This is a genomic window from Flavobacterium sp. KMS (assembly GCF_000813005.1).
Lineage (GTDB): Bacteria > Bacteroidota > Bacteroidia > Flavobacteriales > Flavobacteriaceae > Flavobacterium.
Window position 1 is genome coordinate 20,065 of sequence record NZ_JSYP01000018.1, and the last position, 26,360, is coordinate 46,424.

The 26,360-nt window shown below is 32.8% G+C and carries 21 protein-coding genes and 2 tRNA genes; 10 read left to right on the plus strand and 13 right to left on the minus strand.

From position 1 onward, the window contains the following. The first annotated feature begins 346 nt into the window (after window positions 1-346). Entirely contained in the window at window positions 347-574 is a 228-nt protein-coding gene (locus OA93_RS17155) for a hypothetical protein (protein WP_035617948.1), read from the plus strand. 222 nt (window positions 575-796) lie between these two features. Here OA93_RS17155 and OA93_RS17160 read toward each other — a convergent pair whose 3' ends face one another. The 4 genes from OA93_RS17160 to mutS all read right to left on the minus strand — a co-directional run bounded on the left by OA93_RS17160 (window position 797) and on the right by mutS (window position 4,277). Beyond that, entirely contained in the window at window positions 797-1,171 is a 375-nt protein-coding gene (locus tag OA93_RS17160) for a hypothetical protein (protein WP_039114784.1), read from the minus strand. Between the two features lie 173 nt (window positions 1,172-1,344). Continuing rightward, window positions 1,345-1,430, minus strand: a tRNA-Leu gene (locus OA93_RS17165). 14 nt (window positions 1,431-1,444) lie between these two features. Further along, window positions 1,445-1,517: transfer RNA gene (locus OA93_RS17170), tRNA-Gly, on the minus strand. Between the two features lie 150 nt (window positions 1,518-1,667). Next, window positions 1,668-4,277 carry a DNA mismatch repair protein MutS gene (mutS, locus tag OA93_RS17175; protein WP_039114785.1) on the minus strand — a complete coding sequence of 870 codons (2,610 nt, stop codon included), beginning with the start codon at window positions 4,275-4,277 and terminating at the stop codon, window positions 1,668-1,670. A 158-nt stretch (window positions 4,278-4,435) separates the two neighbouring features. On the opposite strand from mutS, the gene OA93_RS17180 reads away from it, so the two are divergent. The 3 genes from OA93_RS17180 (at window position 4,436) to OA93_RS17190 (ending at window position 6,087) form a co-directional block, all read left to right on the plus strand. Continuing rightward, on the plus strand, window positions 4,436-4,855 hold the full coding sequence (locus OA93_RS17180; protein WP_039114786.1) for a DUF1573 domain-containing protein: 420 nt from the start codon (window positions 4,436-4,438) through the stop codon (window positions 4,853-4,855). 79 nt (window positions 4,856-4,934) lie between these two features. Further along, entirely contained in the window at window positions 4,935-5,471 is a 537-nt protein-coding gene (locus tag OA93_RS17185) for an RNA methyltransferase (RefSeq protein ID WP_039114787.1), read from the plus strand. A 22-nt stretch (window positions 5,472-5,493) separates the two neighbouring features. Beyond that, window positions 5,494-6,087 carry a CHAP domain-containing protein gene (locus OA93_RS17190; RefSeq protein WP_039114788.1) on the plus strand — a complete coding sequence of 198 codons (594 nt, stop codon included), beginning with the start codon at window positions 5,494-5,496 and terminating at the stop codon, window positions 6,085-6,087. Here OA93_RS17190 and folK read toward each other — a convergent pair whose 3' ends face one another. Continuing rightward, on the minus strand, window positions 6,088-7,221 hold the full coding sequence (gene folK / locus OA93_RS17195; RefSeq protein ID WP_039114789.1) for a 2-amino-4-hydroxy-6-hydroxymethyldihydropteridine diphosphokinase: 1,134 nt from the start codon (window positions 7,219-7,221) through the stop codon (window positions 6,088-6,090). It lies immediately after the preceding gene. Between the two features lie 136 nt (window positions 7,222-7,357). On the opposite strand from folK, the gene sppA reads away from it, so the two are divergent. Beyond that, window positions 7,358-9,121 carry a signal peptide peptidase SppA gene (gene sppA, locus OA93_RS17200; protein WP_039114790.1) on the plus strand — a complete coding sequence of 588 codons (1,764 nt, stop codon included), beginning with the start codon at window positions 7,358-7,360 and terminating at the stop codon, window positions 9,119-9,121. 419 nt (window positions 9,122-9,540) lie between these two features. Next, window positions 9,541-12,180: an AsmA-like C-terminal region-containing protein gene (locus OA93_RS17205; RefSeq protein ID WP_039114791.1), complete on the plus strand. Its 2,640-nt coding sequence runs from the start codon at window positions 9,541-9,543 to the stop codon at window positions 12,178-12,180. A 300-nt stretch (window positions 12,181-12,480) separates the two neighbouring features. On the opposite strand, the gene OA93_RS17210 is transcribed toward OA93_RS17205, so the two are convergent. The 3 genes from OA93_RS17210 to OA93_RS17220 form a co-directional block, all read right to left on the minus strand. Further along, window positions 12,481-14,346 (minus strand): alpha,alpha-trehalase, encoded by a 1,866-nt coding sequence (locus OA93_RS17210; protein ID WP_039114793.1) that lies wholly within the window; start codon window positions 14,344-14,346, stop codon window positions 12,481-12,483. After that, the gene (locus OA93_RS17215) at window positions 14,336-15,556 is read right to left on the minus strand and encodes an MFS transporter (RefSeq protein ID WP_039114794.1); all 1,221 of its coding nucleotides are present in this window, start codon (window positions 15,554-15,556) and stop codon (window positions 14,336-14,338) included. Before OA93_RS17215 ends, OA93_RS17210 begins: the two co-directional genes overlap by 11 nt. An 87-nt stretch (window positions 15,557-15,643) precedes the next feature. Next, entirely contained in the window at window positions 15,644-18,289 is a 2,646-nt protein-coding gene (locus tag OA93_RS17220) for a TonB-dependent receptor (protein ID WP_052259506.1), read from the minus strand. 157 nt (window positions 18,290-18,446) lie between these two features. Here OA93_RS17220 and OA93_RS17225 point away from each other — a divergent pair, with 157 nt between their 5' ends. After that, complete coding sequence (locus OA93_RS17225) at window positions 18,447-19,475, plus strand: LacI family DNA-binding transcriptional regulator (protein WP_039114797.1); 1,029 nt, start codon at window positions 18,447-18,449, stop codon at window positions 19,473-19,475. Between the two features lie 178 nt (window positions 19,476-19,653). Here OA93_RS17225 and OA93_RS17230 read toward each other — a convergent pair whose 3' ends face one another. Then, window positions 19,654-20,448: a DUF2797 domain-containing protein gene (locus tag OA93_RS17230; RefSeq protein ID WP_039114799.1), complete on the minus strand. Its 795-nt coding sequence runs from the start codon at window positions 20,446-20,448 to the stop codon at window positions 19,654-19,656. Between the two features lie 299 nt (window positions 20,449-20,747). Here OA93_RS17230 and OA93_RS17235 point away from each other — a divergent pair, with 299 nt between their 5' ends. Genes OA93_RS17235 through OA93_RS17245 form a run of 3 tightly spaced genes read left to right on the plus strand, consistent with a single transcriptional unit; the run spans window position 20,748 to window position 23,240 of the window. Further along, entirely contained in the window at window positions 20,748-22,256 is a 1,509-nt protein-coding gene (locus OA93_RS17235) for a GH3 auxin-responsive promoter family protein (protein WP_039114800.1), read from the plus strand. After that, on the plus strand, window positions 22,256-22,981 hold the full coding sequence (locus OA93_RS25275; RefSeq protein ID WP_205625788.1) for a hypothetical protein: 726 nt from the start codon (window positions 22,256-22,258) through the stop codon (window positions 22,979-22,981). Before OA93_RS17235 ends, OA93_RS25275 begins: the two co-directional genes overlap by 1 nt. Window positions 22,982-23,024: 43 nt before the next feature. Then, a complete protein-coding gene (locus OA93_RS17245; protein ID WP_131474500.1) occupies window positions 23,025-23,240 on the plus strand; it encodes a hypothetical protein in 216 nt (71 codons plus the stop codon). 204 nt (window positions 23,241-23,444) lie between these two features. Here the strand turns inward: OA93_RS17245 and serB are convergent, their stop codons facing one another. The 4 genes from serB to OA93_RS17265 form a co-directional block, all read right to left on the minus strand. Further along, window positions 23,445-24,677 carry a phosphoserine phosphatase SerB gene (gene serB, locus OA93_RS17250; RefSeq protein ID WP_039114802.1) on the minus strand — a complete coding sequence of 411 codons (1,233 nt, stop codon included), beginning with the start codon at window positions 24,675-24,677 and terminating at the stop codon, window positions 23,445-23,447. A gap of 270 nt (window positions 24,678-24,947) precedes the next feature. After that, window positions 24,948-25,391 (minus strand): VOC family protein, encoded by a 444-nt coding sequence (locus OA93_RS17255; RefSeq protein ID WP_039114804.1) that lies wholly within the window; start codon window positions 25,389-25,391, stop codon window positions 24,948-24,950. 30 nt (window positions 25,392-25,421) lie between these two features. Then, window positions 25,422-25,862, minus strand: coding sequence for an ATPase (locus OA93_RS17260; protein ID WP_039114805.1), 441 nt, complete (start codon window positions 25,860-25,862; stop codon window positions 25,422-25,424). A gap of 6 nt (window positions 25,863-25,868) precedes the next feature. Then, window positions 25,869-26,279 carry a VOC family protein gene (locus OA93_RS17265; RefSeq protein WP_039114807.1) on the minus strand — a complete coding sequence of 137 codons (411 nt, stop codon included), beginning with the start codon at window positions 26,277-26,279 and terminating at the stop codon, window positions 25,869-25,871. Window positions 26,280-26,360: the final 81 nt, after the last annotated feature.

A 26,360-nucleotide genomic window follows, 5' to 3' on the forward strand; every position in this document is an offset into this window, starting at 1 on the left:
ACATGTTATTCAAATCATAATTTTTCGACTGTTTCCAGATAAAATAAATTAGAATTTCAAATTTTCACAACCAATATCAATCCATTTCTACAGAGATTAATCCAATAAAAAATAAAAAAATACCGTATTTACTAGTCTTGCCGAGTACCTTTTACTAAAAAACACCCCTTTAAACATTAATTCATTACCTCTAAAAGCTTTTTAACGTTTTTGGCACGTTAATTGATAATAAGATAAACGTAGGCAACGAAGAATATTTTAAAAAAAAAATAAAAAAATATTTTACATATTAAAAAATTTATATCTTTGCCACGAATTAATAATTAACCTTTTATAATAAAGTAAGATGAAAAAAGTATTTTTAAGTTTAGCTGTTGTTGCTGTTTTAACTGTTGTATCTTGTAAAAAAGCTGACGCTGCTCCTGCTGACGACGCTGCTGCTGTAGTTGATTCTGCTGCTGTTGTTGTTGATTCTGCTGCTGCTGTAGTTGATTCTGCTGCTGTTGTAGTTGATTCTGCTGCTGCTACTGCTACTGATGCTGCTAAAACTGCAACTGAAGCTGCAAAAAAATAATTAGAACCTAGATTCTAAAATTTTTAAAACCATCCTTGAGATGGTTTTTTTTTTGCGCTTATATTTTTTGAAATTCTAATATTTTAAAATTGCTTCGCCTGTTCACTATCGCTCGGGTCCAAATTCAAGCAATAGAATTTAAAAAGTAAAAAAAAACCCCAAATCCCAACCTTTTACAGTATTGGAATTTGGGATTTCTTTTTATTGAAATTTATCACTTTCCTAATCTTCCATCTCCTCCTCAACAACTTCATCTTCAAAAATAGATTCACTTGATGAAAAATCTAAAGTTTCAGACCTCGCAGCATAAGTTACTATTTCCTTAACTCCTTTCTGCAAAAGCAATTCTGTAGTGTATTTTCGACTTGTAGCAAAATGAACCTCACCCAACATCAATTTAAAAAAATACTTACCACCAGAACCTTTAAATTTCAAAAACCTAGCCTGATCAATATTTGCCTTAAACCTCTCAATATCCTCTTCACCCTCAAACTTCAACTCGTAACTCAAACTTGTAAATATCACTTTGCCTTTTCTGGAAGTAAACACAAATTTATACTCATCATTAAACCTCTTACTTATTACGAAAGCACCCATTTATATTTTAAATTTTTAGATTGTTGATTACAAAACCCCAAGACTTCTAGATTACTGATTTCAAAACCAACGAAGATTTACTCAAAGCTCATAATCAAGTATTATTGAGTTTACTTTTAAGATTACAAACTTTTATAAAATAAAAAAACCCCTTCAAAAAGAAGAGGTTTTAGTACTCAGAGCGGGACTTGAACCCGCACGAACATTGCTGTTCACTGGATTTTAAGTCCAGCGTGTCTACCAATTTCACCATCCGAGCATTATGTGATGTTGAGCGAAAAACGGGGCTCGAACCCGCGACCTCGACCTTGGCAAGGTCGCGCTCTACCAACTGAGCTATTTTCGCATTTCATTTTTATTTAAGAACTACAACACTTGAATTGTTCTGTATTGCGAGTGCAAATTTAGGACATTTATTGAATTAAACAAGCCTTTTTTGAAAAAAAATTACACAAAAAACATAACATTCTGATAACGTATTCTTTAAAAATTGAAATTATTTCCTCGTAATCATTCTTTTTATCTCATTAAGCTTCATCAGCGCTTCTACTGGGGTTATCGCATTTATATCAAGATTTAAGATCTCTTCTTTTATCTCTTCTAATAATGGATCATCCAGATTAAAGAAACTCATTTGCATTTCATCACTATCTGATTTAACTCCGTTTAGCGCATCGCTCGAATGATCCTTCTCTAGTTTCTTTAAAAGCTTCTGTGCTTTCAAGATTACAATTTGAGGCATTCCAGCCATTTTTGCCACATGAATACCAAAACTATGTGCGCTACCTCCTTTTACCAGTTTTCGAATAAAAAGAACAGTATCTTTTAATTCTTTTACAGCAACATTATAATTCTGGATTCTTGGTAACGAATCAGTCATTTCATTTAACTCATGATAATGCGTAGCAAATAAAGTCTTAGGTCTTGACGGATGCTCATGTAAAAACTCTGCAATTGCCCACGCAATCGAAATTCCATCATAAGTACTAGTTCCTCTTCCTATCTCATCTAACAATACCAAACTTCTATCTGAGATATTATTCAGGATAGAAGCTGTTTCGTTCATCTCGACCATAAAAGTCGATTCTCCCATCGAAATATTATCCGAAGCTCCTACTCTGGTAAATATCTTATCAACCATTCCCATCCTAACACTGTCCGCAGGAACAAAACTTCCCATTTGAGCCAGCAACACAATTAAAGCTGTTTGACGCAAAATAGCAGACTTACCAGACATGTTGGGTCCAGTAATCATTATTATTTGTTGTGTTTCTCTATCTAAGAAAACATCATTAGCGATATAAGGTACTCCAACCGGTAATTGTTTTTCGATAACAGGATGTCTTCCGTTTTTAATTTCTAATTCGAAAGTTTCATCTATTTCCGGACAAACATATTTATTCTCGATTGCTAGTTGCGTAAACGAACACAAGCAATCTAATTGTGCTACCAAGCTTGCATTCATTTGCACGGGCTTGATATATGTTGTAATCCAAGAAACTAATTGCTCAAAAAGCTCCAACTCTATTTTATGAATTTTCTCTTCGGCTCCTAGAATTTTAGTTTCGTATTCTTTTAATTCCTCAGTAATATAACGCTCTGCATTTACCAACGTTTGTTTACGAATCCATTCTGCAGGTACTTTGTCTTTATGCGTATTTCGAACCTCGATATAATATCCAAAAACATTATTGAATGATATCTTCAAAGAAGTAATCCCTGTTCTTTGCGATTCTCTGGTTTCAATCCCTTCTAAATATTCTTTTCCTGAAGTCGATATTGCTCGTAAATCATCCAGTTCTTCACTGATCCCTTTTGCAATAGCGTTTCCTTTATTAATAGATACTGGTGCTGATTCCTGATTTAAGGTCGTTTTAATTTTCTCACGCAATAATTCACAACTATGCAAACTATCTCCTATAACTTTTACCGCTTCTTGCGGGCTTTTAAGTGCAAGTTCTTTTATCGGAATTATAGCATCCAGAGATTCCTTTAAATAAACAATCTCACGAGGAGAAACTTTCCCCGCTGCAATTTTAGAAATCAAACGTTCTAAATCGGATATTTGCTTAATTTGATACTGAATATCGTGTAATACTTCTTGATTCTCCTTTAGATACGTTACTACTTCATGACGGCTTTTTATCTTATTACTATCTTTAAGAGGCAATGCCAACCATCGTTTTAGCAAACGCCCACCCATTGGCGAAAGCGTTCTATCGATAACATCCAAAAGCGTAACTGCATTTGGGTTATAACTATGATACAATTCTAGATTACGAATCGTAAAACGATCCATCCATACATAAGCATCTTCGGCGATACGCTGAATTGCAGTTATATGTTGTACTCTATTATGTTGTGTTTCGGATAAATAATACAAGATTGCTCCCGAAGCAATGATTCCTTCTTTTAATTCTTCTATTCCAAAACCTTTTAAGGAAACGGTCTGGAAATGTTTCGTCAAAATCTCAAAAGCGTAATCTTCCTTATAAATCCAATCTTCTAAATAAAAACTATGAAAATCTTCTCCAAAGGCATCTTTAAAATCACTCTTATTATGCTTTGGAACTAAAACTTCACTTGGATTAAAATTTTGCAATAACTTATCTATGTACTCCGCATTTCCTTGCGCAGTAAGAAATTCTCCTGTAGAAACATCCAGAAATGAAACACCGATATTTTTATTAGTAAAATAAACCGATGCCAAAAAATTATTAGTTTTCGACTGTAATACTTCATCGTTAAGAGAAACTCCCGGAGTAACCAGTTCTGTAACCCCTCTTTTTACGATTGTTTTGGTCATTTTAGGATCTTCCAGCTGATCACAAATCGCTACACGAAGTCCTGCTTTTACCAATTTTGGTAAATATGTATTAATAGAATGATGCGGAAAACCAGCCAAAGCCGTTTCGGTTTCTGAACCCGCACCACGTTTCGTTAATGTTATTCCTAGAATTTTAGAAGCTCTAATAGCGTCTTCCCCAAAGGTTTCGTAAAAATCGCCAACTCTAAAAAGCAGACATGCATCAGGATATTTTCTCTTGATTTCGTTGTACTGTTTCATTAAAGGTGTTTCTTTCACCACTTTCTCTTTCGCTGCCAAATTACTATGTTTTTAAATGAAATTTTATGACAGCGAATTTATAAATTTTAAAGCGAATAAAGAATCCCTGAAAAAATTAAAATATTTTTAAGGCAATTTTAAGTTTCGTTTTCATTATTTTATATAAATTTGTTAATAATTAAAAAATAAAACTAAAAATGAAAAAAATAATTTTACTTGCAATGTTTACAGTGTTAAGTGTTGCTACATCTAACGCTCAAGCTAAAGCTAAAGCTGCTAAAGTTGATGGTGCTGGAATGGTTTTCGTTAATGAAGTTATAGATTACGGTACAATTGCACACAATGCAGATGGAAAACGTGAATTTGTTTTTACTAACAACGGTAACAAACCATTAATCATCACTAACACACAAGGTTCTTGTGGTTGTACAGTACCAACTTCTCCAAAAGAGCCTATCGCTCCAGGAGCTAAAGGTATTATTGGTGTAAAATATGCTACTGACAGAGTTGGTGCATTTACAAAAACTGTAACAGTTACATCTAATGCAGCTGGACAGCCAACTAAAATACTTACTATTAAAGGTACAGTTTTAGCAGATGAAGCTCCAAAAAGCTAAATCGTAAAACAACACAAAATAAACGAAAAGCTTCCTTAATATTTGGAAGCTTTTTTTATTACTAGAATTTAAAACAATTATGAGAAAACTCGAAAACAGCGAACTCGAAAGAAAAACCATTGCCGACTTTAAAAATTCAGACAAAACACCTCTTATATTAGTATTAGACGACATTCGTAGTTTACACAACATAGGTTCTGTTTTTCGTACTGCTGATGCTTTTTTGATAGAAAAAATAATCTTGTGCGGTATTACTGCTACTCCACCTAACAAAGAAATTCATAAAACGGCACTTGGAGCAACCGAAACTGTTACTTGGGAACATCATGAAAATGTATTGGAAGTAATTGAAAATCTAAAAAAAGAAAACGTTACAACTCTGGCAATCGAACAAGTAGAAAGTGCCATTTTTCTACAAGATTTTGAAGTTGAAAAGGGTAAAAAATACGCTTTGGTCTTTGGAAACGAAGTATATGGCGTAGCTCAGGAAGCCGTTGCCATTTGCGATGGTTGTATCGAAATTCCGCAATTAGGAACTAAACATTCCCTTAATATATCTGTAAGTGCAGGGATCGTTGTTTGGGATTTATTCCAAAAAATGAATTGGCCAAAATAAGAACAACGACATTACTATTACAATGAAACTTAAACGCAGGACTTATATCTTAATTGGAGTATCGATATTTCTTTTCTCAGGAATATGGGCTTTTAAAAAATTCAATTTTAATACAGAACATACCATAGGTCAACCTCTGGACAGCTTAAATGGTGTTCGCGTATATTACAATGGTGGAGTAAATAATGTTACTGATAGAAATCTTACTACAGACAATTACAATCTTGGCTTAAAATACCAATGTGTAGAATTTGTAAAAAGATATTATTACGAACATTTTAATCATAAAATGCCTGATAGTTATGGTCATGCCAAAGACTTTTTTAACGCAAATCTTAAAGATGGCCAAAGAAACGAAAATAGAGATTTGGTACAATACACTAATCCGAGTGTGAGCAAACCAAAAGCAGATGATCTTTTAATTTATAGCGGAACCATCTTTAATCGATTTGGACACGTTGCAATTGTTTCGAATGTTACTGATAATGAGATTGAAATAATACAGCAAAATCCAGGTCCGTTTAGCAAATCGAGAGAAGTTTTTTCTTTAATTGAAAAAGAAGGCAAATGGATAATTGACAATGATCGAATTTTGGGTTGGTTAAGAAAAGAATAACTACCCTATTTTCTTCTTAATTTCTTCCAAAACAAAAAGATAGTCTTCATGTCTTTTTACAAAATCACGATCTGAAACATCAATAATCAGTACATTTAAATCTGGTTGTGATTTAATATATTCTAAATATCCATTATTGATTTTATCTAAATAATCTGCCGAAATATTTTGCTCGTAACTTCTGCCACGTTTTTTTATATTGTGCAGTAACCGCTCTGTATTTTGATATAAATAAACATACAAATCTGGTTTTGGCATTTCCTTATAGATAATATCAAACAAGTTGCGATACAAGCGATATTCATCTTCTGCAAGTGTAATTTTGGCAAAAATCAATGATTTAAAAATATGATAATCGGCTACGATAAAATCTTTAAACAAATCAAACTGAGCTAAATCATCTGATAATTGCTGATAACGATCTGCAAGAAAAGACATTTCGAGCGGAAAAGCATATCGGTTTTGATCTTTATAGAATTTAGGTAAAAAGGGATTATCTGCAAAACGTTCTAATACTGTTTTGGCATTAAAATCGTCGGCTATTTTATGAACCAAAGTTGTCTTTCCTGCACCAATATTCCCTTCAAAAGCAATATAATTAAATCGCTGCATCGGAATTTCCTGCAATGGATTTTTCAGATTCTGAACAACCGTACAAACACTATCGTCGGGTGTTATTGCAATTAATTCTGGAATTGTTTTTTGAAGAATCGGATGTTTCCAGTTTAAGTTTAAATCCTGAATAGGCAACAAAACAAAATTTCGGTTTTGCATCAAAGGATGTGGAATCTGAAGTTTATCAGTATCAATAACTTCATCTTCAAAAATAATCACATCAATATCTATAAGCCTGGATTGATATCCTTGTTGTTCTGAACGAATACGCCCTAATTGCTTTTCGACTTTTAAAACCTGATTTAATATTTTTTGTGCCGATGTATTTGTATGTAAAACCAAAGCGCAATTATAGAACGCATCACTCTCAAAACCCCAAGCAGGTGTTTCATATAATCTCGAAACCTGAACAACAGTTCCTATTTCCTGATGTATCAAATTAATGCAGTTTTCGATATTTTCTAACCTGTTCCCTTGGTTACTTCCTAGTGATAAAACGACCTGATGCTGTGATTTCATAATTAGATGCAAATTAACTAAAAGTATTTTAGAAATAGCAATATATTTGTGTAACGACTTATAACAAAATAAAAAAATATAAAGTCGCGATTTGTAACATTTTAGCTTTTTTGCTACTTATTAAAAAAATGTAATTATGAAATTTTTAGGAAATGTACTAGCTACCGTAATCGGTATTTTTGTTTTTTTCATGCTATCCTTTTTCGGAATAATGTTATTAGCCGCAGTTTTTGGTGGCGACAGTAATGCTGTTACAATAAAAAGTGACTCTGTAATTGAGCTCGATTTAAGAAAAATACAAAATGATTATGCAGGGAAATATAAAGACCCTTGGGTTACTATTTTTTCAGAGCAAAAAAGCATTGGCTTAACAGATATTATTAATGCTATAGAAGTTGCAAAAACAGATGAAAACATAAAAGGAATCTCTATCCTTAATGATGTATCTTCTTTAGGAATGGCACAAAGTAAAGAATTACGTAATGCTCTTGAAAGTTTTAAAAAATCAGGAAAATTTGTAATGGCTTATTCTAATGCTTATTCGCAAAAAGAATATTATTTAAACTCGGTTGCGAATACTATTTATTTAAATCCTGTTGGAGATTTAGATTTTAAAGGACTATCATCAGAAATTATGTTCTTTAAAGATTTTCAGGATAAATCAGGTATCCATATGGAAGTAATTCGTCATGGAAAATATAAAAGTGCTGTTGAACCATTTCTTGAAAATAAAATGAGTGATGCCAACAGAGAACAAACTGGCGCTTTATTAAACTCAATATGGAGTTCTGTAGTTGCTGATATTTCTAAAAGCCGAAACATTCCAGTTACGCGATTAAATGAAATCGCAAATGGTCTTTTGGCCAGAACTCCAGAAATGGCAAAAGCAGAACGTCTTATAGATGTTATCGCTTACGAAGATGTGTATCATAATGCCATCAAAAAAGCATTAAAAGTAACTGGTGATGATGATTATAATAAAATCTCTATTTCTGATTATACTCAAAATATTATTACTACTGCAATGAGTTCAGATACTTCTGGCGACCAAATAGCGATTATTTATGCACAAGGAGAAATACAAAGTGGCGAAGGTGATGTTACCGTTATTGGCGAAGGATCTATGCGTCGTTCTTTGCAAGAAGCTCGCAAAAATGAAGATGTGAAAGCAATTGTATTAAGAATCGACAGTCCGGGAGGAAGTGCCTTAACTTCTGATTTGATTTGGAGAGAAATAGAATTAACCAAAAAAGTAAAACCTGTAGTTGTTTCTATGGGTAATTATGCTGCATCAGGAGGATATTATATTGCATGTAACGCTAATAAAATATTTGCCGAAAGCAATACAATAACAGGTTCTATCGGAGTTTTTGGTGTGTTACCAAACTTTACTCCTCTAGCAACTAAACTAGGAATTAATACTGAACAAGTAAAAACTCACGAAAACTCAGCCAGATATAGTCCGTTTGTACCTATGGATGAAAACTTTAAAGCCGTAACACTAGAAAGCGTTGAACATATTTACAAAACATTTGTATCTCATGTTGCCGAAGGAAGAAAAATGACTTTTGAGCAAGTAGATGCTATTGCACAAGGAAGAGTTTGGTCTGGTTCTGAGGCTGTAAAAATTGGTCTTGTAGATAAAATTGGTGGTTTAAATGATGCTATCGCCGAAGCTGCGAGTCTGGCTAAAATAAAAAGTTTCAGTACACAAAACTATCCAGAATACGATAAGAAATTTAATGATATGTTGCAAAATTTACCTTTTGCAAAATCTAAAGAAGCTTTCCTTAAAGAAGAAATAGGCGAAGACAATTATGTTATTATTGAACAAATAAAAAGGTTACAAAACAAGAAAGGCGTTCAAGCCATGATTCCGTTTCAAATTACCATTCAATAATTACAACTTCATTATAATTACAATCCGTTTGAGTCTAACTTAAACGGTTTTTTTATTTTACATAAACCGCTTAAAGTTAACTCAGGTTTAATTTACTGGTAACACATCTAAGTATATGTTGTAGCTACTTTAGCAAAATATTAGAAGTATACTTATACAAGTATTTAAGACACTTTACGCAGGTAAAGTTCTTAACGAATATAACCTGTTTATTTTTTTGAATAGCTTACTCATAGTCGCCCCTCGATATGCAGTAGGCTATTTTTTTTGCAGTTAAAAAACAGATAAATCCCACAAATAATTATGCGGAAAATCCATTTTATGAAAAAATTACAAAGAGGATTACGCATAAAAGTCTATTTTTGCAAGAAGCAGGCATAAAATTTGCTTGCAATAATTGAATCCAAATAACTCAGTATATGAATGTAAAGAAAATTCTAAAAATCGCAGGAATAGTAATTGTTTTACTGATTGCAACACTATTTGCCATTCCGTATTTTTTTAAAGATCAGATAAAAGCCAAAATATCCGAAGCTATCAATGAGAGTGTTGACGCTAAGGTTAGTTTTGTTGATGCCGATTTGAGTTTATTTAAAAACTTCCCGAATGCTAACGTATCTATCGAAAAATTAGTGATTATAAATAAAGCTCCTTTTGAGGGAGATACACTTATTTCTTTAGGTGAGTTGAATTTAAAAATGAGCATCAAAGAACTTTTCAAAGGAAAAGACGAACCTTTGAGCATTCAAGGAATTGATACCAAAAACGGATTAGTGAATATTATATTCGACAAAAATGGTGTTGGAAATTTTGACATTGCTATAAAAGACAACTCTAAAAAGGAAGACAAAACAGATAGCAAGCCTCTTTCTTTAAAAATAAAAGGCTATAAAATCGAAAATTTCACTTTTAGATATTTTGATCAGGGTTCTAAAATTAAAATGGTTATCGATAGTTTAAACCACGAAGGAAAAGGAGATTTCACAGCTTCGCAATTGGACTTAACTACAAAATCGACTGCAAAAGTATCTTTGGATATGGACAAGATAAATTACATGAAAAATGTATCATTAACTCTTGATGCGGTTTTAGGTATCGATTTAGAAAAAAGTAAATATACCTTTAAAGAGAACAAAGCTTTAATTAATCAATTACCATTAGAATTTGATGGTTTTATCCAAATGGTTAAAGAAGGTCAACAATATGATTTGAAGTTTAAAACTCCAACCTCATCGTTTACAAACTTCTTAGGTTTAATCCCTTCTGCGTATGCATCTGGATTAGATGGTGTAAAAACTACAGGAGATTTTACTGTTGCAGGATTTGCTAAAGGATTATTATCTGACACTACGGTTCCTAAATTTAATGTTGCAATTGCATCCAACAATGCTTCGTTTAAATATCCGAACTTACCAAAATCAGTTCAAAACATTGTAATCGATACTAAGATTATAAACGAAACGGGGATTTTAAATGATACTTATGTAAATTTAGATAAACTTTCGTTCAAGATTGATCAGGATGTTTTTAACGCTAAAGCAAATATCAAAAACATTACTGTAAATCCTATTGTAGATGCGGCATTAAAAGGAACTATTAACTTAGCCAACCTTTCTAAAGCGTATCCTATAAAAATGGATAAACCATTGGCTGGAATTTTAAAAGCTGATGTTACTACTAATTTTGATATGGCTTCGGTTGAAAAAAGTCAATACCAAAACATAAAAAATGCGGGTACAATGAGCTTATCTGGTTTTAAATATACAGATGAGAACAACAAATCGATGAATATTAGTACTGCATTGGTTCAGTTTAATCCTAGTACGATTAACTTAAAACAATTTGATGCTACAACTGGAAAAAGTGATATTAGCATTAATGGTGTTCTTGAAAACTTCTACGGTTTTATGTTTAAGAAACAAGAGTTAAGAGGAAACTTCAACATGAGTTCAAACCAATTGGTTGTTGATGATTTTATGACTACAGGAGAACCTGCTCCAGCTAAAACAGAAACTGATACTAAAGCTAAGGCAAAACCAGCTGAAGCAATGAAAATCCCAGCTTTCTTAAATTGTACATTATCTGCTAAAGCAAATACTGTTGTGTATGATAATTTGAAACTAAAAGATGTATCTGGAAAGATAATTGTAAAGGATGAAAAAGCAACTTTGGAGAACTTTAAAACATCTATTTTCGGGGGTACAATTGGGGTAAACGGAACTGTTTCTACAAAAGCGAAAGTTCCTACTTTTGATATGAATTTAGGTTTCAATCAGGTTGATATTGCACAGACTTTTACGCAACTAGATATGATGAAAAAAATTGCTCCTATAGCAGGAATCATCAATGGTAAATTAAATTCGACTATTAAACTTAACGGAAATCTAGATGCGAAGGAATTAACTCCCGACTTAAATTCGATTTCAGGAGATTTATTAGGACAATTACTTTCAACTACTATAAACTCTAAAAATTCAACTGTATTAAATGCTTTAACTTCAAATATTAAATTCATTGATATGAATAAAGTGAATTTGAATGATATTAAAGCAGCCCTAACTTTTGACAATGGAAAAGTAAATGTAAAACCATTTGACATTAAATATCAAGATATTAAAATCACTGTTGGCGGAACTCATGGTTTTGACCAAACGATGAACTATAATATCAAATTAGATGTTCCTGCAAAATATCTTGGATCTGAGGCAAATGCTTTTATTGCTAAAATGTCTCCTGCCGATGCTGCTAAATTGCAAAACATTCCGATTAACGCATTATTGACTGGGAATTTTTCTAACCCGAAAGTTTCTACTGATATGAAAAGTGCCGTTACGAGTTTAACCACTCAATTGGTAAATCAGCAAAAAGAAAAACTTACAAAACAGGGAACAAGTGCTTTAACTGATTTGATTAATAAAAACACCAAATCAAAAGATACAACAAAAGCGGGTGCAGCAAATAAAGAAAAAACCACTCAAGAAGTAACTAATAAAGCGAGTGATTTATTAAACGGTTTGTTTAAGAAAAAGAAAAAAGAAGAGCCAGCAACGACTCCATAAAATTTCATTATTACATTAAAAAAGAGCCTAAGAATATTAATTCTTAGGCTCTTTTATTTTTTTGAAATTTTCAGAAGATATGATAGATAATTGCTACAGCGGAGCGATATTTTGATTTTCCTTTAGATTGCTATATATGTCACCCCGATGGGGTTTCTTTTGATTACAATTAAAATTACTATAAATATAACGTCCCGCTGGGACTTTCTTCATCAATGATTTAAAAAAAATAGGCATTATCTCAATAAACAAAGAGACTATCTGAAAATTATTTTTCGGACAGCCTCTTTGTTATTTGTTCTAAAACAATGTATCTGGATCTGTTAGTTTATCTAACTCCCCTTTTAATTCTGTTTTTAAAATACTTAATCCAAGCTGATATGAAGCATTCATCCAACCGAAACCTTCTTCGGTAATATAATCGAATGCTGTACCTACATTTCCATATTCGGCAAATATTTTAAGGGAACTGGTTTCTAAATTAAATTTCTCAGGAATAGTTCCGTTATAATCTACCGCATTGCGAGTAATAAGCCATAACCATCTATAAACCATTTCCTGAGCTTCATCTATATAATTATAGTTCAGTAATCCTTCCCATAAAAACATTTGATGTGGCGCCCACCCAAAAGGATAATCCCATTGTCTTTGTGGAGAGTTTACATCAAGATCATCAATTGCTTCTTTGGTACTTCCTGCGATTCCTCCTTTTAATTTAAATTTAGGCAACACCTTTTTTACTAAAACTTCCGCTTGCTCTTTGCTGCATAATTTTGCCCAAAGCGGATAAAATGTTGCTGCTGCATCAAATGGATGTGGTTCATTCTTTATAAAATTATAATCGTAATAAATCCCTGCATTCTTATCCCAAAGCAATTCATTAATTTTCTCTTTTCTTAAAGCTGCTTTTTCTTTCCAATATTCACTAGAATATGTTGTGTGTTTCTCATCTGTAAATTGATTATCAAACTCTGTTTCAATCAATAAAGCAATATCCGTTTCATATTTATAAAGCAAACTATTTAGATCTATCGTGTTTAAATCGGCACAAACATTTACAAATCGATTGGTTGTATCATGACCACTTTCTCGCATGCTGCGATCGTGAACAAAATAAGCATCCAGACTCGTATCGGTAATTTCTCTATCAAGATATTTCTTTTCAAATTCTCTTAATGGCAAATTATATAACAATGCGTATTTTTCCAGAACATCATCAAAATGTCCTACCTCAACTTCAAACGGAAGTCCAATTCCTTCTGCTTTATATCGGTTTAGTCCATTTGGCGTAAGCCTCTTCCCCTCTTGCATCCAAACGGTTTGATATTCTTTTATTGCAGTATGAAGATGTCTTGCAATCCAGTCTTTTTCTGGCTTAGAATTTTCTGTAATCGCAACAATTAAAGAAGTGTATAATGGAGGTTGTGTTCTCGTTAAATAATAACTTCTATTGGCATTAAGAATCTTACCATAATGGTCTATTTGATATTTAAAATTCTCGGCAATTCCTACCGCAAGTTCTGGTTTATTGTCTAGCAAAAGTCCAATAGCTATAAAATAACTATCCCAACCATACATTTCGTTAAACCTGCCTCCCGGAACTACAAATGGAATACCTTTTATCTCCTTATTATCTTGTTGCAATGCCAAAGCCAAAATCCCAGGTTTTTTATTTAAAGTCAAAACATATTCTGATGAAATATCTTCGGCTAGCTGAACCACTTTTAACTTCGGAATGGATGCTTCTAAATTTTTAAAATACTCAAAAGCGACAGCATCTGTTGCGGGAACATATAAATAAGAAATTACATTTTCTATCTTTTCATCTTCTACAATTTTTGCAACACCTTTTGCATCGATAGTTCTGGTTAATCCGTTCCAATATAAATCCTTTATTTTTCTGGAAATACGGCCTACAGGATTCTCTATTATTTCGGCACTATCTATTTCTGCGAATTCTGAATTGCTTTTTTTAGCCAATGCCAATTCCTGTAATAAATTAGACAGATAATAAGTTCCTTCAACATTTAGAGAATTTCCATTTTCGTCTTCCAATAAAAAACTCTTTGGTCCATTATCGTCAATCGTAATTTTTTTATCACCATCCGTGTCTTCTTGTGCTAATAATCTCTGAAGCGTCTGATTTATGTTTAGTTTAAATTTCATTTTTAGTAGTTATTTTTTTTAATATAAAGAATGAGACCAATAATAATGACATCGGAATCAATGTGTAATAAAATGCATTTTGTGGTCCTTGATTTTGGAATAGCCATCCTATTATCCTTGAACCTATCGTTCCGCCCAATGCAGAAAACACTACAATTAATCCGGTCATGGAGCTATGCAACTTTTTAGGCAGAGCACTTAATATAACTGAATTGAGCAATGGATAAATAGGTGCAATAAATAATCCTACGAGCGGAAATGCAAAACCTATTAATGGAATTTCGCTAAAAGAATGAATCGTTTTTACCTCTAGTCCTACTGCTTTTGGCAATACAAAAATCACAATGAGCATAGCGCATATAATACAGAAACTCAATACCCAGATCCAGTTTATTTTTTTGGTGATTTCTCCCGCCAAGATTCTTCCTATTGCCAGTGAAATAGCCAGAATACTTGCCATCATTATACTATTATTCTCTGATAGGTGAAGCACTTTATCATTAAATGTTGGCAACCAAGACATGATTCCCTGCTCAATCATTACGAATAAAAAAGCACTTACTACAAAAACTATAACTAATGATTTTGCCATTAGTTTTATCATTTGTACAAAATCATCGGCAAGATTAGCCCCAGGAATTTCTACAGGTTTTTCTATTTTTATAAAGAATAAAAAGCCAAATGATAGTAATGTCAATAAAGCTAAAAACCAATACACATTAAGCCAGGAATCGGGATTAGTATCATTATTAAAAGCTGGAAATAAAAAATATGCCAGCGCAATTCCTATCATAAAAACACCTTCGACACTACTCATTAAAGCGTTGTGCTCTTTCTGATTATTGGTTACTGTACCAATAAGCGAATAAACGGATACTTTTATCAAAGCAAAAGAAACTCCTACGGTTGCAAAAAGCAATTTAGCATAATTAAAAGAGTTGCCATAATACATGGCAATACAGGCAAAAGTTACCAATCCTAACCCGATAAGCATTGCTTTTTTATAGCCTATTCTTGGTAAAAATGAAGCTATTAAAAACGATACAATTGCAATAGGCAAATCCTTAAAAGCTTCTAGAATACTAGCTTGTAATTCATTTACGCCATAATTTTTTTGCGCTTTTAAAATTACTATCCCAACGCTGTTTAGTAATATTGCAAATACAAAGTAATTGAGATATAATACTGCTGTTATTCCTGCTTTTTTCATCTTAACATATTGATTTACTAACGAATGTAACAAAAAACCAAATGCCGTTATTAAAACAGCATTTGGCTGAACTAATTAATATATAAACTAAAAGTTGATTGCTACAGAAAATCTGAAAGCGCGTCCTAAAATAGGTCTTGCCAAAAACACATCTGTATCTGATGTTGATTGTCTTGGATTTCCTTCTGTTAAACCAATTTCATTGAATAAATTAGTTCCATCAACAGCAAATCTTAAATTGTTAACGATGTAGCTTAAACCTGCTCCAACTTCTTTAAAAGCTGGTAAAACTTGTTCGTTATCCTGATTTGTATATTTTTTATCAAAATAAGAATACTGAACATATCCTGATAATCTTTTGGTTATATCAACTTCTGGTCTTATTACACAAAAGAATTTAGGGATTCTACGAGCCGTGTTTCCGTTAAAATTAAACGTACTTCCATCGGCATTTTGACCTGTAAAATTATCATACTCTGGATTTTGAACTGTAAAATTAAAGTTCAATCTAGCAATACTATATCTCAGATTAGTTTCTACTTCTAACCCTAAATTGTTTACATCGGCAAATTTATTTTCAGAAGTTCCGTCTGCCAATATATCTGTAAAGGCAACGTTTTTTAAATTCATGTGAAACAAATTGGCATTTACCGAAAGGAATGAATTAGCATATTTATACCCCAATTCTAATTGGTTTACAAACGTATTTTCTAGTTTACTCAAATCTTTAGCATTGTCATAAAATGACTCTTCGATTGGTGATCTAAAACCGTGACTATATCTTATGTAAGATGCCATGTTTTCATTAAACTTATAATTCCCTGCTGCTGTATATGAAAACTCACTTACATCATATTTCCAGTATGTATAAGGATTTCCTTGTATTGTAGTTACCGCATCATCGGCTGTATTATTATCCAGAACTCCTAGATTCTCTGCACCAAAACGTGCATTATCTCTATACCCTGAATATACATTTTTATCGTATCTCACACCAGCGTTAAACGTTAGATTATCTGTAGCTTGGATTTCGGCATCAACATAAAAATCATTTAATTTTCCTTTTGTCTCTGCATCTCTTTCAAGCCAGGTAATTCTTTCTATTCCGTTCCAGGTATGTGCAATTCCGCTTGCCGTATTATTTACATTTACTAATCTTGGACTATCGGTAACATCTACCAGGTAGTTACTCCAGTTCCAGTATTGTTTTGATTTCCAGTTAGAGTAATAATACCCAACAGTAAGATTAACAGGTTTTAAATCGAAATTAAAAGACAAATTATTAGCAAAATTTTCCATTTGCTTGTGAATATACCAATGATCTGCTCTCATTATTAATGCATTTGGATCTAATGCTGTATTATTATCTACATAAGTATAACTTAAATCTCCTGTGTTTGCTGGAGCTAATTTTTGTATATCTGTTGCATAACCATCTTGTGTCCATGGTCCGCCACTACTATAAATTGCATTGTAATTCAAGTCTATTTTAGTATTTCTGAATGCGTTTTTTATGGTAACTTTATCGGCTACTTTCTTTTTAAATTCGGCTCCAATAGCATCTACAACTGGGTGAACTCCATCTTCTAAATCGGCATTAAAAGTTCCACCTCCATATTGTGGTACACTTAGATGAGAAAAGTTGGCAGAAGTTAGCGTTCCATAATTTGGATTAAACCCAGCTACTCCTTCTACTTTTCCGTTATTGCTTTTTAATGGAATTGGTAAATAGAATGTATTCCTGTCATCTAGTTTTTTGTAATTTAATCTCAAATATCCTCCGTCATCAAACTTATAAGTAAGGTTCATTTTTACTTGTCCTCCTTTGTTTGCAGTGAAACCAGTTTTTCTTATTCCGTCATCGGCTCTATAAAATCCTCCTACATTAAAAAACAGTTTATCTTTAACCAATGCTCCTCCTAAATTAAGATCGGTACGGAATAATCCGTAATCTCCAACGGTAAGTTTTGCTTTTCCCTGAAACTCATTTTGTCCTGTTTTCGAAATAAAATTGACAATTCCTCCTGGTGCATTCGATGCAAAAATTGATGCTGAACCTCCTCGAACTGCTTCCATTTTGCTTACTGTTTCGTCTAGTCTGTACCAGTTATCTGCATTTGCAAATTGCAAAGCTCCATCTTCAAAAACGGCTAAACCATCTTCCTGTATTTGCACATATTCATAGGCTCCTGCCGATGGAATTCCTCTTGCAAAAAGGTTATTCCCTACTTCTCCTCCCGATGTTTCTACAACAAATCCCGGAATAGTCTGGAGAATATCTGCTGTACTTATTGGCGCTCTGCTCTCGATTGCTTTTGCTCCTAAAGTCGTAATTGCAATACTCGATTCTAGTTTTGACCTTGGGTTTGATGATCCTGTAACGACTACTTCTTTCAAACTTTGTGATTCCGCCTCTAAATGAAAGTCGGCTTTTGAATTTTCTCCGTCCTTAATTGTAATGCTCTTTTGAGTTGATTTATATCCTACGTTTGTAACTAGAATAATGTAACTTCCTGCAATAAGATTCGGGAATGTATATCCTCCATCTACATCTGTGCTCACTCCTTGTGAAGTGCCTTGAATAACAACATTTGCTCCCGGTGCTGTTTGTCCGTTTTCATCGAATACTTGTCCAGAAATACTGCTTTTTTCTTGTGAAAAAACCATTGCTGGAAGAATAAATAGCAATAACATCCAGAACGACATTATTGAGCTAGAATTAAACTTTTTCATGATTTATTATTTGGTTAGGTTATTAGTTAGGGTAAAACTATTGCCTATTTATTTATATCAATGAAGATTTTCGCCGAAAACGTTTTCGATTTTACCGAAAACGTTTTCGATTAATTAAATTTAATTAATTATCAATTAGTTTTATTACATTTATTCAATGAATGATACCAGACTTATAGACATTGCAGCTGCTTTAGGAATTTCTGTTACAACAGTTTCAAAAGCATTAAAAGGGTACACTGATATTAGCGAAAATACCAGAGCAAGGGTTCTTGAAATGGTAGAAACAATGAATTACAAACCCAATGCCAATGCGGTAAACCTTAGAACTAACGAAACCAAAACTCTTGGTGTTGTTATCCCTACGATGGTACATCATTTCTTTTCGAGTGTTTTAAATGGTATTATAGACGAGGCCGAAAACAGAGGTTATCTTGTGATTATTTTGCAATCTAATGAAAAGTATGAGCTTGAAAAAAAACAGATTGCTTTGTTGCAGCAAAAAAGAGTTGATGGAATTTTGATTTCACTATCAAATGAAACTGATGATTTCTCTCACATAAATGATGCTATAAAAAAGAATACTCCTGTAGTTTTATTTGATAAAATAGCCAAATTGGTCGATTGCTCAAAAGTGATTATCAATGACCGAAAAGCTGCTTATGATGCAGTAACGTATCTAATAAATAAGGGATATAAAAAAATTGCTCATTTTAGAGGTTCTTATACTCCTCAAAATTCTATTGACCGTTTTCTTGGATATAAAAAAGCACTCGAAGACCATAATATTCCTTATGACCCTACGCTGGTTTATTTATGTGATCACAACTCCGATTTTGAAGATGGTTATGCCAATGCTCAAAAACTAGTTGAGGAACACAAAGATGTTGATGCCGTTTTTGCCATCACCGATTTAGTAGCTATTGGTATTATAAAATACCTCAACGATATGCATATTAAGATTCCGGAGCAAATTGCCGTTTTTGGTTTTAGCAATTGGTTTATGTCTACCGTAATTTCGCCAAAACTTACCACGATTGACCAACCTGGTTATGATATTGGTCAACGTGCAGCTGCTATATTAATAAATGAAATTGCTCAAATTAAAGAACATCTTCCTGTTATTCATCAAACTATCGAACTCCCAACACTCATTATAGAGAGGGAATCGACAATAAGAAACTAATGATTACCCATTAATCTCAATTATTCCAACACATAGAAACATAGCTTAACTTTCGAAGTATAAAAAAGACGTTTCACTCAAAATAAACCACATAGCACTATGTGAAAAAATCATGATTTTCTAGAAATTCTTTAAATTTTAAATCTATGTTTCTATATGTTAAATATCAATTTTAGAATTATACATTTATTGTCACTACATATCCTTCGGATCCACGGATATTAAAAACTGTTCCGTCTTCAAACAATAAATACTGTCCTTTTATTCCAGTAAGTTTTCCTTGAAAAGTTGGTGTTTTATCCAGACTTAAACTTGCTACTTTTTTTGGATATTCAAGAACAGGATAATGTAGTTCGTACAAATCATTTTTCTCTGGATAAAAATATTCGCGAACTTCGTCAGGAATCAAACTTTCTACTTTAGATTTTTCAAGAATCAAATCAACAGTTTCGATATTATTCTGAAGCATTTTTCTCCAATTTGTTTTATCAGCATAATGATTCTTTAACGCTACCTCGGTAATTCCTGCTAAGTAACGATTCGGAACTTCTACAATCGATAAGGCTTGTGTCGCTCCCTGATCTATCCAACGTGTAGGTACTTGTGTCTTTCTGGTCACTCCAACTTTTACTTCGCTAGATAAAGCCAGGTATACAATATGTGGTTGTAATTGTACTTTTTCTTCGTATACCAAATCACGATCCTGAATTCCTAAATGTGCCGTACTTAATTCTGGTTTCATAATCCAATCTCCAACAGCTGGACTTGAGTAAAAACAATCATAGCAAAATCCCTGACGGAATATTTTTTTCTTCTTACCACAATTCAAACATTGAAAGCCTACAAAACTGATCTCAATTTCTTTATTCAATAATTGATTAACGTTGATAAAACTGTCCTCAAAAACCAAATAATATTGAATTGGATTCCCCATTTCGGTTTGCATCTTTGTAAGTACGCCCTGATATTGCATTAGATTTTAATTTTTAGTCCCGAAGCTATCGGAAGTTGATTTTAGATTTTAGATTCGTTCATAAGAATTTAAATCTCGATACTGTTAAAACTCCATTTTTGAAGTGGAATCTTTGCCATAAATAGAATTGTCATTTACAAAAAAACACTATTTTTGATACAACGACAAAGTTAATATTTGTGCGTCGATATTCAAATTTTAAATTTCTTGATTTTACACCCATTGTACTATCTGAAATTTAAGATCTAATCCCGAAGCTTCGGGACAACAATCTAAAAATTAAAATCTAAGATTTCTCCATGCCTCTATCAATAATCAATTCATTTGCCTCTTGGGTTCTTAAACAAAGAATTCATCAAATAGAACTTTTTCTTAAATATCCAAATGAAGTTCAGGAAGAACTCCTTCATAATTTATTACTGGCTGCCGAAAATACCATTGTTGGAAAACAATATGATTTTGCCTCGATAAACTCATACAAAACTTTTTCTGAAAGATTACCTATTGCAACTTACGAAGAATTACAACCTTTAATTGAACGCACTCGTCAAGGTGAGCAAAATGTTTTTTGGGAGACTCCAATAAAATGGTTTGCAAAATCTAGCGGAACTACAAATGCTAAAAGCAAATTTATCCCTGTAAGTAATGAAGCTCTGGAGGATTGTCATTATAAAGGAAGTAAGGATTTATTATGTTTGTATTTGAATAATAATGAAGATTCAGAATTGTTTCTGGGCAAAAGTCTTCGCTTAGGCGGAAGTTCTCAGATTTATGAAAACAACAATACTTTCTTCGGAGATTTATCGGCTATCCTAATTGAGAATATGCCTATTTGGGCAGAATTTAGCAGCACACCTAGCAATAAAACTTCGCTTATGAGCGAATGGGAAACCAAAATTGCTGCTATTATAAATGAAACTAAAAATGAAAATGTAACCAGTTTTGCTGGTGTTCCTTCATGGATGTTGGTTTTAATGAATCGTGTTCTAGAAGATTCTGGAAAAGGAAATTTATTTGAAATCTGGCCTAATCTGGAAGTCTACTTTCATGGAGGTGTAAGTTTTTCTCCTTACAGAGAACAATATAAAAACATATTACCTAAAAAAGATTTTAAATACTACGAAATATACAATGCTTCTGAAGGTTTCTTTGCCATTCAGGATTTAAATAATTCCAGTGATTTATTGCTAATGCTAGATTACGGAATCTTCTATGAATTTATCCCGATGGAGACTTTTGGGAAACCAGAGCAAAAAGTTATTCGATTGGCAGATGTCGAATTGAATAAAAATTATGCAATCGTAATTACTACCAATTCAGGCTTATGGCGTTATTTAATTGGTGATACGGTTCGTTTTACTTCATTAGATCCTTATAGAATTCGTGTTACAGGAAGAACCAAACATCATATTAATGTTTTTGGTGAAGAACTTATGGTCGAAAATACCGATCAGGCTATCGCCAAAGCGTGCCAGTTAACAAATACTGAAGTTATAGATTATACTGTAGCTCCAATATTTATGCAAGACAAAGAAAAAGGTGCACACGAATGGATGATTGAGTTTAAGAAAAAACCTGCTGATATTTCGCAATTTCAAAAAGCTCTTGACGAAACCTTACAATCCCTAAACTCCGATTACGAAGCCAAACGTTACAATAATATGACACTAAATCCTTTGGTGATTAATGTTGCAAGAGAAAATTTATTCTACGATTGGTTAAAAGAAAAAGACAAATTAGGCGGACAACATAAAATTCCGAGACTTTCGAATCAAAGAGATTATTTGGAGCAGTTGAAAGGGATGTGATGAGCAACATCAATAAATACGAACTTAGAGAACCTCAACTTGAAGCCGAGATTTACTACTTAACTGAACAAGAGGGTGGACGCAAAACTGCTGTTAACAATGGATATCGTGGTCAATTCTACTATAACGGAAAAGACTGGGATGCTCCACAACAATTCATAGACAAAGAAACTTGTAATCTAGGTGAGACCGTTAAAGTTTATTTACAAACATTAAGTACTGATTTTCATATTGGTCAATTTTTTGTTGGACAGGAATTTGAGACGAGAGAAGGTGCCAAAATAGTTGGCAAAGGAAAAATCACCCGTATAATAAGACCAGACTTTAATTACTGGGATGGCTCTACCTTTCTAAAATCACTTGATAAAAGTATTGAGCCATATTCTGACGCTAATGATTTCCTTAAATTTCGCATGGACCTTGAAAATTGGTTAATCAAAACAGAAATAATTAAAAACATTGAGTTTGAAATGACTGGAAATTTAGAGTGCATGATGTTGATAAAATGCAAACTCATTAACAAAGATTTACAACCAAGAGAAGTAGCGTATAAAATTATTGAATGTTGGAAAACTAAATTAACAAATTCAAATCAACTTTATAAAATTGAAATGAACACAAGTTTTAACCACAATAAAAATCAATCACAAACTGACAAATTCGTTTTATCGTTTGCAACTTGGCATTCATTTTTTTTAACTGGACAAATTATAGTTCAAAGATAAAATTAAAATGAATTTAAAAGAGAAACTAAATAAATGGACGGATATGGATATAGCTATTCATCACATTGCCGTTGAATTAAGTTTATTTGAAACTGACAACTTCCCTGGATACTTGTGGATTCAATGGACAGAAAACAAATACAATGATTTCTTAAAAGACATATTACAGAAGTTAATTGAACTTAATATGCTAGAAATAAATGAGAATGAAGGTACGATTAGGTATAACAAAAACTTTGAAATAGAAACTAAACCATAATTATCCTCACAGCTATCGCGAGCGTCTCGCTCGTGAACACAATCATGTATAGCCCGACCCGCTTTTTCTACGGGCATGCCCATAAAAAAACCTCAGCTTAAATTAAAACTAAGGTTTGTTTTTTTTGTCATCCTGAGCGGAGTCGAAGCCCATTCCTACTCATAAGCCTTCGACTTCGCTCAGGATGACATTATTGTAAATAATCTAAACAATCATATCGATATAGCGGTCATGGTATCCTAATAGATACAAAACTCCATCGAGTCCTAGGCTGGAAATAGAAGTTGATGCACTTTCTTTTACGGTTGGTTTTGCATGAAAGGCGATTCCCAGACCTGCTAAATTTAGCATTGGTAAGTCGTTGGCTCCATCTCCTACCGCTATGGTTTGATTGATGTGGATTCCTTCTTTTTCGGCTATGGCTCTTAGGTATTCGGCTTTCTTTTGGCCATCTACAATTTCGCCTAAATATTTACCAGTTAATTTACCGTCTTTAATCTCTAATCGGTTGGCATGAACATAGTCGATACCTAATTCTTTTTGTAAATAATCTCCAAAATAGGTGAATCCCCCTGATAATATAGCAGTTTTATATCCGTAATATTTTAGGGCTTTCATTAAGCGATGTGCTCCTTTGGTGATTGGTAATTTTTCGGCAACGGATTGTAAAACGTCTTCACTCAAACCTTCTAACAATGCCATGCGTTGCTTAAAGCTTTCGTTAAAATCTATCTCGCCATTCATAGCCGACTCTGTAATTGCTCTTACTTGCTCTCCTACTCCATTAAGCTCAGCCAATTCGTCAATTACTTCGGTTTGGATTAATGTTGAATCCATATCGAAACAAACTAAACGTCGGTTTCTTCTATAAATATTGTCTTCCTGAAATGAGATATCTACATTTAAGGTTCTGGAAATTTCCATGAAACTTGCCGTCATGGCAATCTTATCTACAACATCTCCCGTTAGTGATAATTGTATGCATGAGCGAGGATATTCTTCTTTTTCGACTACTGATGTTCTACCAGTTAATCTTATTATAGAAACTATATTTAAATTTTGATCCGATAATAATTTGGCTACTGCTGCCAACTGCGAAGCAGCTAATTCCTCTCCTAGAATATTAACAATATAACGTTGCTTAGATTGTGTTTTTACCCACTTTTCATAATCTTCGATAGAGATTGGGATAAACTTTACCTTAACTTCTAATTCATAAGCTTTAAACAACAAATCTTTTAGAACTGGTCCTGAGGTTGAGCCAGCTTGGATTTCGAACAAAATCCCCAGAGAAAGTGTATCATGAATATCGGCTTGACCTATGTCTAGAATAACGGCATCGTAAGTTGCCAATACTGCTGTTAATCCTGCTGTAACTCCTGGTTTATCATGACCTGAAACTTTTAATAAAATAATCTCTTTATCTTCTGTTGTCATTTTATCTTTATTGATTTAGAAGTGACAAAAATCGGCAATCTATTGTTGATAAAAAAGAATATGCTTTGTTTTCTTGTAAAGAAAAAACACAAATCAATATGATTTATTTAAATAATTTAATGTTCCGTTCTAATGCTTAAAATAACTTATATAGAAGTAACTTTTAATAAAAAAAGATTATTTAGAACAACTGAAAAAACAAGCAAGTCTTGTTCTAAAATTATTCTAAATAATCTCCTGAAATTAATTACCTCGAGGTAATAATTTAATTTAGCTACTTGGCATATTTTCATCAAAATTCACCATCCAGTTTACTCCAAATTTATCGGTAAACATTCCGAAATAAGCTCCCCAAAAAGTTTTACCCATTGGCATAAATGGATTTCCTCCTGCTGAGAGTCCGTTAAAGATTCTGTCACCTTCTTGTGCACTTTCGACATTAATTGAAACCGAAAAATTCCCTCCAAAAGTTACCTTTCCTGATTGTTCGGTACTATCGCTTCCCATTAAAATGGTTTGTCCAATTGGTAAACTAACGTGCATAATTTTTTCTGCTTCTTCACTATCTTTTGATACTTGAGAACAGTTCTCGTCTGCAGGCATATCTTTGAATTTTCCAATAAATGCAAATTCACCTCCAAAAACTGATTTATAAAATAGAAATGCTTCTTCGCAATTTCCATTAAATATTAAATAGGGATTTACTGCTGCCATGATATTTTATTTTTATTGTTAGTGTTTTTATTATTTTTCTTCTGATAATTCTTTTACCATTTCTAATCCTTTCGGAAAAACTTCTTTAAAATAATCTATATATTTCTCGAGCGTATCAACTTTAGCTTCGAGAACTGTAAAGCCATCTTCTTCGGTCAATCGATAGGTTTCCATTGCTCCACTCCACTTTTTTGTTGCTTCATCGATGGGTAATTCTTTAAAGTCTTTTATTTCACCCAAATGCTTAAAAGCCATATATTCATTTGGAATTTTAGTTTCGATAACACTATACATTCCTTCTCCGTTAGGCGACATGAAATGTATTTTATCGCCTTCATTCCAATCACTTATAGTGTGTGAACCTTCGCAAAAAACACTTGTCCATTTTTTGTAAGTTTCGTCATCCCATAAAACTGACCAGATTGTTTCGACAGTAGCTTTAATTCTGATTGCAAACTCTAAAGTTTCCATGAGATTTTATTTTGGTATTTTACTAAAATCCATAAATAAAGAATTCCAACGGTGTCCATCTAAATCTGCAAAAGCACAACCATACATCCAATCACGACTTTCTGCAGGAGCTGCAAAAACATTTCCTCCAGCTTCCTGAACTTTTTGAGCAAGTGCATCTACTTCTTCTTTACTTTCGGCATCTATAGAAATTAAAACCTCTGAACTTGTTTTTGTATCTGTTAATTTATTTTGAGAGAAGTCTGTAAAGATATTCTCTTCAAAAAGCATTATTACAAATTTACCATCGCCAACAAGCATGCAAGTTGAGTTTGGTGTGTCGTGTTCTTCATTAAATGAAAATCCAATTTTTGAGAAAAAGGCTTTCGATTTTGCTACATCTTTTACTGGCAGATTAAGCCATATTTGTCTTGTCATTTTTAATATTTTTAAGTTATTATTTTTTAACCATCTTTTAGAAAAACCTTTGAACCTTTACCTCTCTGAACCTTTGCGCCT

Excerpts from the sequence above, each read along its gene's own strand:
- OA93_RS17235 (WP_039114800.1), top strand. The coding sequence starts at position 20,748 with ATGCCTCTATCAATAATCAATTCATTTGCCTCTTGGGTTCTTAAACAA.
- OA93_RS17230 (WP_039114799.1), bottom strand. The coding sequence starts at position 20,448 with ATGCAATATCAGGGCGTACTTACAAAGATGCAAACCGAAATGGGGAAT.
- serB (WP_039114802.1), bottom strand. The coding sequence starts at position 24,677 with ATGACAACAGAAGATAAAGAGATTATTTTATTAAAAGTTTCAGGTCAT.
- OA93_RS17245 (WP_131474500.1), top strand. The coding sequence starts at position 23,025 with ATGGATATAGCTATTCATCACATTGCCGTTGAATTAAGTTTATTTGAA.
- folK (WP_039114789.1), bottom strand. The coding sequence starts at position 7,221 with ATGAAATCACAGCATCAGGTCGTTTTATCACTAGGAAGTAACCAAGGG.
- OA93_RS17160 (WP_039114784.1), bottom strand. The coding sequence starts at position 1,171 with ATGGGTGCTTTCGTAATAAGTAAGAGGTTTAATGATGAGTATAAATTT.
- OA93_RS17255 (WP_039114804.1), bottom strand. The coding sequence starts at position 25,391 with ATGGCAGCAGTAAATCCCTATTTAATATTTAATGGAAATTGCGAAGAA.
- OA93_RS17220 (WP_052259506.1), bottom strand. The coding sequence starts at position 18,289 with ATGAAAAAGTTTAATTCTAGCTCAATAATGTCGTTCTGGATGTTATTG.
- OA93_RS17205 (WP_039114791.1), top strand. The coding sequence starts at position 9,541 with ATGAATGTAAAGAAAATTCTAAAAATCGCAGGAATAGTAATTGTTTTA.
- OA93_RS17260 (WP_039114805.1), bottom strand. The coding sequence starts at position 25,862 with ATGGAAACTTTAGAGTTTGCAATCAGAATTAAAGCTACTGTCGAAACA.
- OA93_RS17185 (WP_039114787.1), top strand. The coding sequence starts at position 4,935 with ATGAGAAAACTCGAAAACAGCGAACTCGAAAGAAAAACCATTGCCGAC.
- OA93_RS25275 (WP_205625788.1), top strand. The coding sequence starts at position 22,256 with ATGAGCAACATCAATAAATACGAACTTAGAGAACCTCAACTTGAAGCC.
- OA93_RS17155 (WP_035617948.1), top strand. The coding sequence starts at position 347 with ATGAAAAAAGTATTTTTAAGTTTAGCTGTTGTTGCTGTTTTAACTGTT.
- OA93_RS17215 (WP_039114794.1), bottom strand. The coding sequence starts at position 15,556 with ATGAAAAAAGCAGGAATAACAGCAGTATTATATCTCAATTACTTTGTA.
- OA93_RS17190 (WP_039114788.1), top strand. The coding sequence starts at position 5,494 with ATGAAACTTAAACGCAGGACTTATATCTTAATTGGAGTATCGATATTT.
- OA93_RS17265 (WP_039114807.1), bottom strand. The coding sequence starts at position 26,279 with ATGACAAGACAAATATGGCTTAATCTGCCAGTAAAAGATGTAGCAAAA.
- sppA (WP_039114790.1), top strand. The coding sequence starts at position 7,358 with ATGAAATTTTTAGGAAATGTACTAGCTACCGTAATCGGTATTTTTGTT.
- OA93_RS17225 (WP_039114797.1), top strand. The coding sequence starts at position 18,447 with ATGAATGATACCAGACTTATAGACATTGCAGCTGCTTTAGGAATTTCT.
- OA93_RS17180 (WP_039114786.1), top strand. The coding sequence starts at position 4,436 with ATGAAAAAAATAATTTTACTTGCAATGTTTACAGTGTTAAGTGTTGCT.
- OA93_RS17210 (WP_039114793.1), bottom strand. The coding sequence starts at position 14,346 with ATGAAATTTAAACTAAACATAAATCAGACGCTTCAGAGATTATTAGCA.